13 protein-coding genes are annotated in these 13,396 nt (G+C 53.5%); 10 read left to right on the top strand and 3 right to left on the bottom strand.

Annotated elements, in window-relative coordinates; all coding sequences use genetic code 11:
* Positions 1-105 precede the first annotated feature (105 nt).
* The gene (locus FHC49_RS01585; RefSeq protein ID WP_220438665.1) at positions 106-1,059 is read left to right on the top strand and encodes a nickel/cobalt transporter; all 954 of its coding nucleotides are present in this window, start codon (positions 106-108) and stop codon (positions 1,057-1,059) included.
* 64 nt (positions 1,060-1,123) lie between these two features.
* Here the strand turns inward: FHC49_RS01585 and ompX are convergent, their stop codons facing one another.
* A complete protein-coding gene (gene ompX, locus FHC49_RS01590; RefSeq protein ID WP_185666685.1) occupies positions 1,124-1,636 on the bottom strand; it encodes an outer membrane protein OmpX in 513 nt (170 codons plus the stop codon).
* A gap of 353 nt (positions 1,637-1,989) precedes the next feature.
* Here ompX and rhtA point away from each other — a divergent pair, with 353 nt between their 5' ends.
* The 5 genes from rhtA to glnQ all read left to right on the top strand — a co-directional run bounded on the left by rhtA (position 1,990) and on the right by glnQ (position 6,282).
* Positions 1,990-2,877 (top strand): threonine/homoserine exporter RhtA, encoded by an 888-nt coding sequence (gene rhtA, locus FHC49_RS01595; protein WP_185666686.1) that lies wholly within the window; start codon positions 1,990-1,992, stop codon positions 2,875-2,877.
* Positions 2,878-3,169: 292 nt separating this feature from the next.
* The gene (gene dps / locus FHC49_RS01600) at positions 3,170-3,673 is read left to right on the top strand and encodes a DNA starvation/stationary phase protection protein Dps (RefSeq protein ID WP_123651747.1); all 504 of its coding nucleotides are present in this window, start codon (positions 3,170-3,172) and stop codon (positions 3,671-3,673) included.
* Positions 3,674-4,036: 363 nt separating this feature from the next.
* Positions 4,037-4,783, top strand: coding sequence for a glutamine ABC transporter substrate-binding protein GlnH (gene glnH, locus FHC49_RS01605; RefSeq protein WP_185666687.1), 747 nt, complete (start codon positions 4,037-4,039; stop codon positions 4,781-4,783).
* Positions 4,784-4,903: 120 nt separating this feature from the next.
* Positions 4,904-5,563: a glutamine ABC transporter permease GlnP gene (gene glnP / locus FHC49_RS01610; RefSeq protein ID WP_185666688.1), complete on the top strand. Its 660-nt coding sequence runs from the start codon at positions 4,904-4,906 to the stop codon at positions 5,561-5,563.
* Positions 5,560-6,282, top strand: a complete 723-nt coding sequence (gene glnQ, locus FHC49_RS01615; RefSeq protein WP_185666689.1) for a glutamine ABC transporter ATP-binding protein GlnQ — start codon at positions 5,560-5,562, stop codon at positions 6,280-6,282. Before glnP ends, glnQ begins: the two co-directional genes overlap by 4 nt.
* Positions 6,283-6,324: 42 nt before the next feature.
* Here glnQ and rlmF read toward each other — a convergent pair whose 3' ends face one another.
* On the bottom strand, positions 6,325-7,251 hold the full coding sequence (gene rlmF / locus FHC49_RS01620; protein WP_220438366.1) for a 23S rRNA (adenine(1618)-N(6))-methyltransferase RlmF: 927 nt from the start codon (positions 7,249-7,251) through the stop codon (positions 6,325-6,327).
* 96 nt (positions 7,252-7,347) lie between these two features.
* Here rlmF and FHC49_RS01625 point away from each other — a divergent pair, with 96 nt between their 5' ends.
* From FHC49_RS01625 to ybiJ, 4 genes are all read left to right on the top strand, one after another.
* Positions 7,348-7,968: a flavin reductase family protein gene (locus tag FHC49_RS01625; RefSeq protein ID WP_220438367.1), complete on the top strand. Its 621-nt coding sequence runs from the start codon at positions 7,348-7,350 to the stop codon at positions 7,966-7,968.
* 470 nt (positions 7,969-8,438) lie between these two features.
* Positions 8,439-10,721 carry a catecholate siderophore receptor Fiu gene (locus tag FHC49_RS01630; RefSeq protein WP_220438375.1) on the top strand — a complete coding sequence of 761 codons (2,283 nt, stop codon included), beginning with the start codon at positions 8,439-8,441 and terminating at the stop codon, positions 10,719-10,721.
* 47 nt (positions 10,722-10,768) lie between these two features.
* Positions 10,769-11,446 carry a PKHD-type hydroxylase YbiX gene (ybiX, locus tag FHC49_RS01635; RefSeq protein ID WP_220438376.1) on the top strand — a complete coding sequence of 226 codons (678 nt, stop codon included), beginning with the start codon at positions 10,769-10,771 and terminating at the stop codon, positions 11,444-11,446.
* A 464-nt stretch (positions 11,447-11,910) separates the two neighbouring features.
* On the top strand, positions 11,911-12,171 hold the full coding sequence (gene ybiJ, locus FHC49_RS01640) for a DUF1471 family protein YbiJ (protein WP_185666760.1): 261 nt from the start codon (positions 11,911-11,913) through the stop codon (positions 12,169-12,171).
* 210 nt (positions 12,172-12,381) lie between these two features.
* On the opposite strand, the gene ybiB is transcribed toward ybiJ, so the two are convergent.
* Positions 12,382-13,350: a DNA-binding protein YbiB gene (gene ybiB, locus FHC49_RS01645; protein ID WP_220438377.1), complete on the bottom strand. Its 969-nt coding sequence runs from the start codon at positions 13,348-13,350 to the stop codon at positions 12,382-12,384.
* Positions 13,351-13,396 lie beyond the last annotated feature (46 nt).

Genomic DNA, 13,396 nt, shown 5'->3' on the forward strand with positions numbered 1-13,396 from the left:
CTGCTCTTGCTATCCGCTCGCTGTGAAATCCTGCGGGCGGATAGCAAACCCGCCAGACTCTGCATTACTATACTGTTCTCAACTCCTCTCACCGCGAGCCTGATGATGATCGCACAACGTCTTACGCGCGACTGGCGTATTCCTACTGCCGGGCTGATGCTGCTGCTCTTCCTCGCTACCGCATTCAGCCTGCACACCCACTGGAACGCCTTTATTCAGTGGTGTCTGGCGACGCAAATCACCCTACACCGCTATCTGGTGATGTATTTACTCCAGCTCAATAATCACGAATACAGCGGTGGGTTATGGCTTTTAACCGGCGCGTTCTTCTATGGCGTGCTGCATGCGGTTGGGCCAGGACACGGCAAATTTATCGTCACGACCTATCTCAGTACCAACCGTGAGAGCCTGGTTGCCGCCCGCGTGGTGCCCTTTATCGGCAGCCTGATGCAGGGCATCAGCGCGATTCTGTTTGTCTTTATTCTGGCGGTGGGCTTTAACCTGGCCTCCGGCGATCTCAGCACCAGTCGCTGGTACGTTGAAAAAATCAGCGCGGTCATGATTGGTGCGTTTGGGTTATTCGTTATCTATCAGGCGCTGAAAAGCCTGCGCCCGCGCAAAATGACCATCTCATCGCTCAAACCATTGCACCAGCACGATGAACAGTGCGGCTGCGGGCACCACGGCGTGGGGGCCGCGCTGACGCAAAGCGACTGGAAAACCCGTCTGGGGGTCATTCTGGCGATCGGTGCCCGACCGTGCAGCGGCGCGATTATGATTCTGATGTTCGCCAATGCGCTCGGTATTGTCAGTTGGGGGATTGCGGCAGTGATGACAATGGCCTTTGGTACAGCGCTGTCTATTCTTGGGCTATCGCTTGCCGTACGCTATGCGCGCGAACGGACGGTCGCCTTTTTTGGCGGCGCGGCGGGACAGCGTTGGGTGATGCCGGCAATTAAAGTGGCCGGAGGCGTGATGCTGATTCTCTTTGCAACCGTGCTGTTTTTAACGGTCATTCCTATCAGCGCTAACGGGGATTACATCGCGGCAGGCTGCTAGCCTGCTGAAAAATGGACATAAAAAAAGGGGTCATCAAGACCCCTTTTTTACATCACCGAAGTGATTAGAAGCGGTAACCTGCACCCACGATCCAGGTACCTACGTCAACGCTACGAATGCGAGACTGCTCGTAGGATACGTCCAGAGCGACGTTCTCGATCGGGTTGAACTGCAGACCAGCACCGTAGGAGAAACCGTAGTCGCTGGTGCTGTTGTTGTTTTCTGGGAACTGGTTGTACTGTGCTTTACCGTAACCAACGCCGACTACGCCATAGATGCTAGCCCAGTCGTTGATGCGGTAAGCAGGACCAGCAGTAATGCCGTAGTACTGACCTTTAGTGTAGAAGTCGTTCTGAGTGTCGCTCTTAGCCGTGTAGGTGAAGGAGCCGATCACACCCAGTGGGCTGTTGTCTTCTTCGTAGCGGTATTTCAGGTTGAAACCGCCCGCTTTGTTAGCAACGCCCTGCATATCGCTCTGAGCGTAACCACCAGTAACGGTAGAAGTTGCAGCTACGGCAGTACCTGCGGAGATAGCCAGTACAGCGGCCAGTGCTGAAAGACATGCAATTTTTTTCATAACCACCTCAAATGTGCTTCTAATAAATCCTAAGTTTTAAATATATCAAAAATTGTTAAGAAACTCTTTCGGCCAAACGCTGTCTAAGGGCATCAATGATGTAACACTTTGTTTCCATCTATCGCTATCCCTTTCATTAACCACATATTTTTACCTTAAGTCTTATCTCTACGTCGGTAAAATCCAGGTTAATTTTTCCAGATTATTCCTGGTTTGACAGGCCAAAATGTCCTCGACTGAAGAAATTCTACCCCTTCCATGACACTTTTTTTTCAACAATCCCTCAACCGTAGCCGACTATTTCAATTACACTGCCGGTTTTACCTCTTTTGACAAAAGCTGACAGGAAGAAGATGCCCGGCACGCCCCGCAAGGTACCGTCATGGTTACCCATACTCGTTATTCTTATCTCAATGGTCTCTATCCAGAGCGGAGCTTCGCTGGCTAAATCATTGTTTCCTCTGATCGGTGCTCCTGGCGTTACCGCGTTACGTCTGGCGTTAGGCACCCTAATCCTCGTCGTGGTGTTTAAGCCCTGGCGACTGCGCTTTGCCAAAGAACAGCGACTGCCGCTGATCTTTTATGGCCTTTCGCTAGGCGCCATGAACTACCTCTTCTATTTATCGTTGCAGCGTATTCCGCTGGGTATCGCGGTGGCGCTGGAGTTTACCGGCCCGCTGGCGGTGGCGCTTTTTTCCTCGCGTCGCCCGATCGACTTTATCTGGGTGATTCTGGCAGTCGCCGGTCTCTGGTTCCTGCTGCCGCTGGGCCAGGATGTGGCGCACGTTGATTTAACCGGCGCACTGCTGGCGCTGGGTGCCGGTGCAGGCTGGGCGGTGTATATTCTGAGCGGACGACGTGCCGGTGAAGAGCATGGCCCGGCAACGGTGGCCATGGGCTCGCTGATTGCGGCCATCGTGTTTGTGCCGCTGGGAGCATTGCAGGCAACGGACGCGCTGTGGCATTGGTCGATATTACCGCTGGGGCTTGCTATCGCCGTGCTCTCCACAGCGCTGCCCTACTCGCTGGAGATGATTGCCCTCACCCGTTTGCCGACGCGAACCTTCGGGACGTTGATGAGCATGGAACCGGCGCTGGCCGCTCTCTCCGGGATGGTTTTTCTCGGCGAGATGCTGACCTTCAATCAGACGCTGGCGATGGGTGCCATTATTATTGCGTCGATGGGTTCAACGCTAACCATGCGGCAGGAAAGTAAAATTAAAGAGGTCGATGTCAGTTAAGTTTTTTATATTATGCATAGTGCACGCCACTATGCATAATAACCCCATGCGATTGCATAATTTTTTATTTCATATCAATAAAACAGTCCTAAAAATATTACCACCCCGCAATAAATATTATAACCATCTGTTTTAAATGAAGAATATTAAATCCATTGCCGTTACTATCAAACCTATAGGCAGAATCAGAAAATACCGTTCCGGTGACGGTGCTATACTTGTTTTCGTTAATTCATGAGGACGCAGATACACACGACTTTATAGGTGTATCAGATCAAGAGGATATATGATTATGAGTACTGCAAAACTGGTTAAAACGAAAAATGCCCATCTGCTCTATACGCGTAACGACGTTCCGGATAGCGAAAAACAGGCGACCGTTGCGTTACTCAATCGTCAGGTTCTGCAGTTTATCGATCTGTCATTGATTACCAAACAGGCGCACTGGAACATGCGCGGCGCCAACTTTATCGCCGTTCATGAGATGCTCGACGGCTTCCGTACTGCACTGACCGATCATCTGGACACCATGGCAGAACGTGCCGTGCAGCTCGGCGGTATTGCGCTCGGGACCACTCAGGTTATCAATGCCCAGACCCCGCTGAAAAGCTATCCGCTGGATATCACCAGCGTGCAGGACCACCTGAAAGCGTTGGCCGAACGCTACGCCATCGTGGCTAACGACGTGCGTAAAGCCATTAGCGAAGCAAAAGATGAAGATACCGCAGACATTTTCACCGCCGCGTCTCGCGATCTCGACAAATTCCTGTGGTTCATCGAAGCGAATATTGAATAACCTTAAGGAAAACCGGTCTCCTTCCCGTCGCCCGGCGGGAAGGCTTTCGCACCAAAAAAGTGCACAACAACGGTTATAAACCCCGCCAAAGTAAATCAATTGTAATAATCACCTCACACAATCGTTAATAAAAGATTGTTTTCTCCCCTACGTTTGCGCTAAAAATCACCATACTTAACAACATCCTTTTCACGCACTACTTTGGTGCCCCTTTATGGTGCATATGGACATTTATCCTGCCGAAATTGTGCAAAGCCAAAAGCATTATTTGTTGATAAACAATGAATTGTAATGTTGGCACGATTTTTTCATATACCGATTGTTCTCGCAGGGGATCGCCCCGTGGATATAAAAGGAAATGCTATGAAGTCTATGTTTAAAGTTTCACTGGCTGCACTCACCCTGGCTTTTGCAGTTTCTTCTCATGCTGCAGACAAGCAACTGGTTGTGGCAACGGACACGGCGTTCGTTCCGTTTGAATTCAAACAAGGCGACAAGTACGTCGGCTTTGATATCGATCTGTGGGCCGCGATTGCGAAAGAACTGAAGCTGGATTACACCCTGAAGCCAATGGACTTTAGCGGCATTATCCCCGCGCTGCAGACCAAAAATATCGACCTGGCGCTGGCAGGCATTACCATTACCGACGAACGTAAAAAAGCGGTCGACTTCTCCGACGGCTACTACAAAAGCGGCCTGCTGGTGATGGTGAAAGCCAACAACAACGACATTAAAAGCGTGAAAGATCTCGACGGCAAAGTGGTTGCCGTGAAGAGCGGTACCGGTTCTGTTGATTACGCGAAAGCCAACATCAAAACCAAAGACCTGCGTCAGTTCCCGAACATCGATAACGCGTACATGGAATTAGGCACCAACCGCGCTGACGCGGTGCTGCACGATACGCCAAACATTCTCTACTTCATCAAAACTGCCGGTAACGGTCAGTTCAAAGCGGTAGGCGAATCTCTGGAAGCGCAGCAGTACGGTATTGCGTTCTCTAAAGGCAACGACGAGCTGCGCACCAAAGTTAACGGCGCGCTGAAAACGCTGCGCGAGAACGGCACCTACAACGAAATCTACAAAAAATGGTTCGGTACTGAACCTAAATAAACCCACCTGACTGTTCAGGTTCTGTAACGCCCGGTGGCGCTTGCGCTTACCGGGCCTACAATTTTAGTCAGCACACGTTGACTCATTTTTTATTTTCACCACGGTATACAGGAATACATCATGCAGTTTGACTGGAGCGTCATCTGGCCAGCCATTCCAATTTTGTTGGACGGCGCCAAAATGACTCTGTGGATTTCGATCCTTGGCCTGGCAGGCGGTATTATTATCGGTCTGCTGGCGGGCCTGGCCCGCACCTACGGCGGCTGGATTGCTAACCACATTGCCCTCGTGTTCATTGAAGTGATCCGCGGTACGCCGATCGTCGTGCAGGTGATGTATATCTACTTCGCCCTGCCGATGGCCTTCCCGGATATTCGCATCGACACCTTCACCGCAGCGGTGATCACCATCATGATCAACTCCGGCGCCTACATTGCCGAAATCACCCGTGGCTCGGTGCTGTCGATCCATAAAGGTTTCAGCGAAGCCGGTCTCGCGCTTGGTCTTTCCCGCCGCGAAACCATTCGTCACGTGATTATGCCGCTGGCCCTGCGCCGCATGCTGCCCGCGCTCGGCAACCAGCTCATCATCAGTATCAAAGATACCTCGCTGTTTATCGTTATCGGTGCCGCAGAGCTGACCCGCAGCGGTCAGGAAATTATCGCCGGGAACTTCCGCGCGCTGGAAATCTGGACCGCTGTTGGCGTTATCTACCTCATTATCACGCAGGTACTCAACATCGTGCTCCGCGTTCTTGAAAGAAGGATGAAAATCCTGTGATTGAATTTAAAAACGTCTCTAAGCACTTTGGCCAAACCCAGGTGCTGCATAACATCGATCTCAACGTCAAGCAGGGTGAAGTCGTGGTGATTATCGGGCCATCCGGTTCCGGTAAATCGACGCTGCTGCGCTGCATCAACAAGCTGGAAGAGATAACCAGCGGTGACCTGATCGTCGATGGTCTGAAGGTCAACGACCCGAAAGTGGACGAACGCCTGATTCGCCAGGAAGCGGGCATGGTGTTCCAGCAGTTCTATCTGTTCCCACACCTGACAGCGCTGGAGAACGTGATGTTTGGCCCAACCCGCGTGCGTGGTCTTAATAAGGCCGCTGCGGAGACGCTGGCCAAAGATCTGCTGGCGAAGGTCGGCCTTGCCGAGCGTGCTCATCACTACCCTTCTGAGCTTTCCGGCGGCCAGCAGCAGCGCGTAGCCATTGCCCGTGCGCTGGCGGTGAAACCGAAGATGATGCTGTTCGATGAGCCTACGTCGGCGCTTGACCCGGAACTGCGCCATGAGGTGCTGAAGGTGATGCAGGATCTGGCGGAAGAAGGCATGACGATGGTCATCGTGACCCATGAAATCGGTTTTGCCGAGAAAGTGGCATCTCGTCTGATCTTTATTGATAAAGGCCGGATTGCCGAGGATGGCAACCCGCAGGAGCTGGTGAAGAACCCACCAAGCCAGCGTCTGCAAGAATTCCTGCAGCACGTCTCCTGATGCTAACGCCGTTTATTCCCTTGGGATAAACGGCGTTTTTTCTTAGCGTTTGCGCGCCAGGAAACGACGACGCTGTTCGTCATCCATAAACGACCAGGCGATAAAGCGACTCTGCTTCTGCCCCTGCGCCATCTCTTTTTTGACGACCTTCACCGCACCTACATCGGTCAAAGCGCGGTACAGCGGCGGCAGGTTTTCGCCTTTGGATACCAGCGACGTAAACCACATCACCTGGCGAGCAAAACCTTTGCTCTCCGCGATCATCTGTTTGATAAAGGCCACTTCCCCACCTTCACACCACAGTTCCTGCTGCTGGCCGCCAAAGTTCAGCGCATCGTCACGGTCCTGACCCAGGTTACGACGCTTACGCTCGCTACCCGCACGTGCCGCAGCCGCAGAGTCGTGGAACGGTGGGTTGCACAGGGTGGCATCGTACTGTTCGTTTTTGTGGATCACGCCGTTGAACATCGCCGTCATATCCTTCTGGCGACGCAGACGGATCATGCGGTTCAGCGATGGATTCGCGCTCAGAATAGCCTGCGCGCTGGTAAATGCCTCAGCGTGCGTTTCGCTGCCAGTGAAGCGCCAACCGTATTCATGCGCGCCAATCAGCGGATAGATACAGTTCGCGCCGACGCCGATATCCAGAATGTTGGCTCCTTTTACTACGTTACCGCTCTCATCGCTGAGCAGGTCGCCCAGGTGGTGGATATAATCCGCGCGCCCCGGTACCGGTGGGCAGAGAAAACCTTCTGGAATATCCCACTCTTTGACCGCATAGAAATGCGCCAGCAGCGCTTTGTTCAGCGTCTTCACCGCCAGCGGGTCAGCGAAGTTGATAGTCTGCTCGCCCGCCGGGCTGAGGGTAATAAAATCGCGCAGTGCGGGAACGGCCTGGCACAGCGCCTCAAGATCGTAGCGACTATGATGACGGTTACGCGGGTGTAAACCCGGTTTTTGGGTACTCATGACTTTCTCCTGTCGTAATGCGGCGTAAGATACCCGTTGACGACGGTGCGGTAAATAAGGGAGTCTGGATTCCTGCTTCTAAATAACAGGTGCGCTATGTATTTTTATGAGCCTTCCCACGGACATGGGCTGCCCCACGACCCGCTCAACGCCATCGTCGGGCCACGACCTATCGGCTGGATTTCCTCCGTCGACCCGCAGGGGCGGCGCAATCTTGCGCCCTACAGTTTTTTTAACTGCTTTAACTATCGCCCACCGATCATCGGTTTCGCCAGCAGCGGCTGGAAAGATAGCGTGCAGAATATTGTCGAAACCAAAGCGTTCGTCTGGAATCTGACCACGCGCGATTTAGCCATCGCCATGAACGAAACCTCCGCTTCGCTGCCGCACGGCGAGGATGAGTTTGCCCGCACCGGGCTCACGGCCATCGACAGCCGGTTGGTGAAAGCGCCTCGTGTGGCTGAAAGTCCGGTTAACTTCGAGTGCCGCCTGTCGCAGTGCATTCAGCTCACCGGTGCGGACGGTACCGCCGTCGAAACCTGGCTGGTGCTCGGCGAAGTGGTCGGCATTCACATTGACGAATCGCTGCTGGAAAATGGTATCTACCAAACCGCCAAAGCGCAGCCGGTGCTCCGCGCCGGTGGCCCGTCGGCCTATTACACCATTGATGAGCGTCATCGGTTTGACTTAATCCGCCCGGATGCCCGTCAGGCCTGAGCAATACCTCCCCGGGGTCGGCGTAAACACCTCGCCCGGGCTACGCGCTAAAGTGTTACCTATGTTTCCGGTTTGTACCGTTATAGCGCCTTGCCTATCACACTTGCGACAACATAATCCTCAACGCTGTATGGCACAAATCATCAGTTTTTCTTGTGGATAATAGCACGCAAATTTTATCGCCGAGCCGCCACAGAGTCGGCGTAAACGCCTCGTTCGGGCTATGAACCTGTCGCCCGAGAGCCCCCTTAATGTGTAATTCTTATGTATAAAAAATGAAGAAACTGTAAAGCAATGTATTTATTTTTAGCTCAATGAGTGATAAAAAGTTACGCGTTTTGATAATGCTTCTCACAATCATTATCAACATCATTTAAAAAAATTAAGCAACCTGCAGTGGCAAAGGGGACATGGTGTGCCCGGTTGTCATCTTAAACATCGCTTTTAAAAATTATAAGACGCTCATTGATATGGATAAAAATCGCACTACCCCGTTCAGCAGCTTTGGCTCGCTCACCTTCTTTACCGGACTGTGCATTGGCCTGACGCCTGCTGCCCAGGCTGCGGACAGTAAAGAAAAAGGCCAGGGAGATACGCTGGTTGTTGAAGCGCAAGCCCCGTCGCTATATGCCCCGACAAAATCAGCCGATCCGAAATTCAGCCGCCCAATTGCCGACACCACGCGTACTGTGACGGTAATTTCCGAGCAGGTCCTTAAAGATCAGGGTGCAACTAACCTGACCGACGCGCTGAAAAACGTGCCAGGTGTGGGCGCATTCTTTGCGGGTGAAAACGGCAGTTCATCGACTGGCGATACCATCTATATGCGCGGTGCGGATACGTCGAACAGTATCTACATCGACGGCATTCGTGATATCGGCAGCGTGACGCGTGACACCTTCAACACCGAACAGGTAGAAGTGATTAAAGGCCCGTCTGGTTCAGACTATGGCCGCAGCGCGCCGACGGGCTCGATCAACATGATCAGCAAGCAGCCGCGCCTGGACTCTGGTATCGATGCTTCAGCAAGCGTAGGCAGCGCATGGTATCGCCGTGGCGCACTGGATCTGAACGAAGCCATCGGCGACACCACCGCCGTGCGCTTAAACCTGATGGGGGAAAAGACCCACGACGCCGGGCGTGATAACGTGAAAAACGAGCGCTACGGCGTTGCCCCTTCCATCGCCTTTGGTCTCGGGACGCAAAACCGTCTGTACCTGAACTATCTGCACGTCACCCAGCACAACACGCCGGATGGTGGTGTACCAACCGTGGGTCTGCCGGGCTACTCCGCGCCAAATGCGGCGACATCGGCGCTCAATAGCTCGGGCAAGGTGGATACGCACAACTTCTACGGTACCAACTCAGACTACGACGACTCCACTACCGATACGGTGACGATGCGTTTTGAACATGATTTCAATGACACCACCACCCTCCGCAACACCACCCGCTGGTCGCAGATTAAGCAGGACTATCTGATGACGGCGGTGATGGGCGGGGCAACTAACATCGATCAACCAAACCCTAACGATGTCGGTACCTGGACCTGGACGCGCAACGTCAACACCAAAGACGTCAGCAACAAGATCCTGACCAACCAGACCAACCTGACCTCGAAGTTCTACACCGGCACTATCGGCCACGATATCAGCACCGGCGTTGAGTTTACCCACGAGCAGCAGACCAACTACGGCGTCTATCCGATGACCGCCCCGGCGGTGAATCTGTATAATCCGAACAGTAACGTCAACATCGGCAACCTGAGTCGTAGCGGCGCTAACGCTAACGGCCAGACCGATACCTTTGGCGTCTACGCCTTCGACACGCTGCAAATTACCCGTGATTTCGAGCTGAACGGCGGCATTCGCCTGGATAGCTATCACACCGAATATGACAGCGCCTCACTGTGTGGCGGTACGGGACGTGGCGCGGTTGCTTGCCCAGCGGGCGTTGCCAAAAATACGCCGGTTACCACCGTCGATGCGACCAAATCCGGTAATCTGGTCAACTGGAAAGCGGGGGCGCTGTATCACCTGACGCAGAACGGCAACGTCTACGTCAACTATGCCATCTCCCAGCAGCCTCCGGGCGGCAGCAACTTCGCGCTGGCTGCTGGCGGCACGGGTAACAACGCCAACCGTACCGACTTTAAGCCGCAGAAAGCCAAAACCAGCGAGGCGGGCACCAAGTGGGAGTTACTGGATAAACGCCTGCTGCTGTCGGCAGCCCTGTTCCGCACCGATATTGAAAATGATGTTGAAGCCAACGACGACGGCACCTATTCGCAGTACGGCACCAAGCGCGTAGAAGGCTATGAGATCTCCGTTGCTGGCAACATCACCCCAGAATGGCAGGTCATTGGCGGCTTTACGCAGCAGCGCGCAACCGTCCAGCAGGGTGCCGATGTCGCGCAGGACGGTTCATCTTCGCTCCCGTACACGCCGGAGCATGCGTTCACCCTGTGGAGCCAATATCAGGCAACCGATGCCATTTCCGTCGGCGCGGGCGCACGCTATATTGGTAGCATGCACCGCGGCAAAGACGGTGCCGTCGGCACGCCAGACTCCACCGACAGCTACTGGGTTGCCGATGCCAAGATTGGCTATCGCGTAAACAGCACGCTCGACCTGCAGTTGAACGCCTACAACCTGTTTGATACCAACTATGTTGCCTCGATTAACAAGAGCGGCTATCGCTATCATCCGGGCGAGCCGAGAACCTTCGTGTTAACGGCTAACGTACACTTCTAAGTATCATCGTGGGGCGCAAGCCCCACTTTTTTTAAGGAGAGATTCCCATGATGTACCGCATTCCTGGCGTGTTGAACGCTGACGAGGTTCGCCTGCTTGTTGAAGAGTTGGACCAGGCGGAGTGGGTAGACGGTCGAGCGACCGTCGGCGCGCAGGGGGCGCAGGTTAAGCAAAATCAGCAGGTCGACACTCGCAGCGAACGCTATGTCCGCCTGCAGGCGAAAGTGCTGGAGGCGGTGAATCGCCACTCGCTGTTCTTTGCCGCAGCGCTGCCCAAAACGATCTCCAGCCCGTTGTTCAACCGCTATCAGCAGCAGGAGACCTACGGTTTTCACGTCGATGGCGCGGTACGCCAGCATCCGCAAAGCGGCTGGATGCGCACCGACCTCTCGGCCACGCTGTTTTTGTCCGCCCCAGAGAGCTATGAGGGCGGCGAACTGACCATTAACGATACCTACGGCCAGCACGCGGTGAAGCTTCCGGCGGGCGATTTGGTGCTCTACCCTTCCAGCAGCCTGCACTGCGTCACGCCGGTGACCTCAGGCGTCCGCATTGCCTCCTTTATGTGGATTCAGTCAATGATTCGCGATGACAAACGTCGCGCCATGCTGTTTGAGCTTGATGGCAATATTCAGTCTTTAAAACGTCGTTACGGTGAGTCGGACGAGGCGCTTTCGCTGCTTAATCTCTACCATAACCTGCTGCGGGAATGGTCGGAAATTTAGCCCAAAATATTTCTCAAATTTTATGATGGAGATAAACGGGATCAGCGGATGATACGGCTATCAGTGGCTATCAACGGTAAACCGCTCCATCAAAAAACAAACTCATGACAAAAGTTTACGTCTAATTCATTTATTGGAATATAATGCTAATTAAAGGCGATTAACCCAGCCCTGGTGACAAATCTATACCTGAATATACAGAGCAATCGGTTATCTTTACGAGCACGCTTTTTGGCAAATAAAGTGGCAAATTGTGCGCTAGATCGCGCTCTTACCGCTAGACTCTCCGCAAACACATTCATTTCATGAATATTTTATTAATAATCAATACATTAATAATCATTCAATTTTTTTGAGCATGGACATCAATTCTCTTCGATTTATTCCGTCGAAAAAAAACGTGATACTTCTCACATCGACGGAAACAACGTCATCCGAACAACATCACCTGCGAGAGATTAATGATGAAAACGATTAAATATGCTGTTGCTGCTATTGCCCTTTCTACCCTGTCTTTCGGTGCTTTCGCTGCACAACCGGTCACTCAGGAACAAGCGCAAAAAATGAATGAAATTGGTGTGGTATCTGCGAACGGTGCAAGCACGCTGGATGGTCTGGAAGCAAAACTGGCTCAGAAAGCTGCTGACGCTGGCGCATCCGGTTACAGCATCACCTCCGCTAACACCAACAACAAAGTTAGCGGCACCGCAGTTATCTACAAATAACCAACCGATGCAATACCCCGTGAGCCTAACCTCTCACGGGTGCTCCAACCCTCATTGAACTTGTTGATACCCTTGTTTGCCCGGCTGCCACGCCGGGCTTTTTTTGCGTGGAATTTGAGAATGGTGATTTCCCGGGGTCGGCGTAAACGCCTCGCCCGGGCTACATTACCCGTCCGGGCGAACACTGTGCCCCTGGGAAAGCACTACGGCTCAATACGACTGCGCCACTCGCGCCAGCCCCTCTTCAATACTCTGCACTTCACCCGTCGCCAGCAGGCAGCACGCGAGCTGAATTTTCAGCGAATGCGGCACCGGCTCAACGCCCGCCACACAGCGTTCAATCCATTGAGCGGTGATTTCAGGATCTTTGCTCGACGGGAGCACCACTTCCGTCTCCGGCTGCTCGCTCTGACGTTCATTGACCACTCGCGCCCCCTCCGCATCAATCAGCGTAATCTGCGGACAACGCTGTGGGTTGGCGTACACCTCACCTTCCGTCCCATGCATCAGCAGGCTGCGTCCGCCGATATCGGCAAAGAATTTCGCCACCTTCCCTACATATTCGGGATGTGACACGCTGGACAGTCGCAGCGCGGCATTCTCTTCAAACGGCGTGGCAAGCTTCGCCAGCGTATGGGCACTGTTGCGCACGCCAAGCTGCCAGCGGAAATTCAACTGCCGTTCCAGCGGCGGACACAGCGCGCCAACCGGAATATAGACCGGTTGATGGCCTTCGAGCTTCGCCTGCGCCTGACCGGCGTGACGGGTAGGCTCAATGCCCATCAGGGCGAAAATGGTTTCTGTAATGACCCGGGTCGGGTCTTCGCTCACGCCGTGCACCACCACCGGGAAGCCCAGTTTGTGCAACAGCATCGCCAGCAGCGGCGTCAGGTTGGCCTGCTTACGCGCACCGTTATAGCTCGGAATGACGATAGGCATTGGCTTGCCTGCCGGCGGCGTTAAGCGCAGCGTCTTTTGCTGCATCGCGTCGTAGAAGCCAAGCATCTCCGCTTCACCTTCGCCCTTAATACGCATGGAGAGCAAAATCGCACCCATTTCCAGGTCCGGCACGTCGCCATCCAGCATGTGGCTATACAGGCCGCACGCGGTCTCCTGGTCCAGGTCACGAGCGTGATTTTTACCGCGCCCGATCTCTTTGATGATTTTGCGATAATCCATGTGCTGCTCCTTTTACATGCTCATTCGGCGGCTTCGTCCCGACGGC

Source organism: Kluyvera sp. EC_51, assembly GCF_019584505.1.
GTDB classification, from domain to species: Bacteria; Pseudomonadota; Gammaproteobacteria; order Enterobacterales; family Enterobacteriaceae; genus Kluyvera; species Kluyvera sichuanensis.

Excerpts from the sequence above, each read along its gene's own strand:
- ybiJ (WP_185666760.1), top strand. The coding sequence starts at position 11,911 with ATGAAAACGATTAAATATGCTGTTGCTGCTATTGCCCTTTCTACCCTG.
- ompX (WP_185666685.1), bottom strand. The coding sequence starts at position 1,636 with ATGAAAAAAATTGCATGTCTTTCAGCACTGGCCGCTGTACTGGCTATC.
- ybiX (WP_220438376.1), top strand. The coding sequence starts at position 10,769 with ATGATGTACCGCATTCCTGGCGTGTTGAACGCTGACGAGGTTCGCCTG.
- FHC49_RS01625 (WP_220438367.1), top strand. The coding sequence starts at position 7,348 with ATGTATTTTTATGAGCCTTCCCACGGACATGGGCTGCCCCACGACCCG.
- rlmF (WP_220438366.1), bottom strand. The coding sequence starts at position 7,251 with ATGAGTACCCAAAAACCGGGTTTACACCCGCGTAACCGTCATCATAGT.
- glnP (WP_185666688.1), top strand. The coding sequence starts at position 4,904 with ATGCAGTTTGACTGGAGCGTCATCTGGCCAGCCATTCCAATTTTGTTG.
- ybiB (WP_220438377.1), bottom strand. The coding sequence starts at position 13,350 with ATGGATTATCGCAAAATCATCAAAGAGATCGGGCGCGGTAAAAATCAC.
- rhtA (WP_185666686.1), top strand. The coding sequence starts at position 1,990 with ATGCCCGGCACGCCCCGCAAGGTACCGTCATGGTTACCCATACTCGTT.
- FHC49_RS01585 (WP_220438665.1), top strand. The coding sequence starts at position 106 with ATGATCGCACAACGTCTTACGCGCGACTGGCGTATTCCTACTGCCGGG.
- dps (WP_123651747.1), top strand. The coding sequence starts at position 3,170 with ATGAGTACTGCAAAACTGGTTAAAACGAAAAATGCCCATCTGCTCTAT.
- glnH (WP_185666687.1), top strand. The coding sequence starts at position 4,037 with ATGAAGTCTATGTTTAAAGTTTCACTGGCTGCACTCACCCTGGCTTTT.
- FHC49_RS01630 (WP_220438375.1), top strand. The coding sequence starts at position 8,439 with ATGGATAAAAATCGCACTACCCCGTTCAGCAGCTTTGGCTCGCTCACC.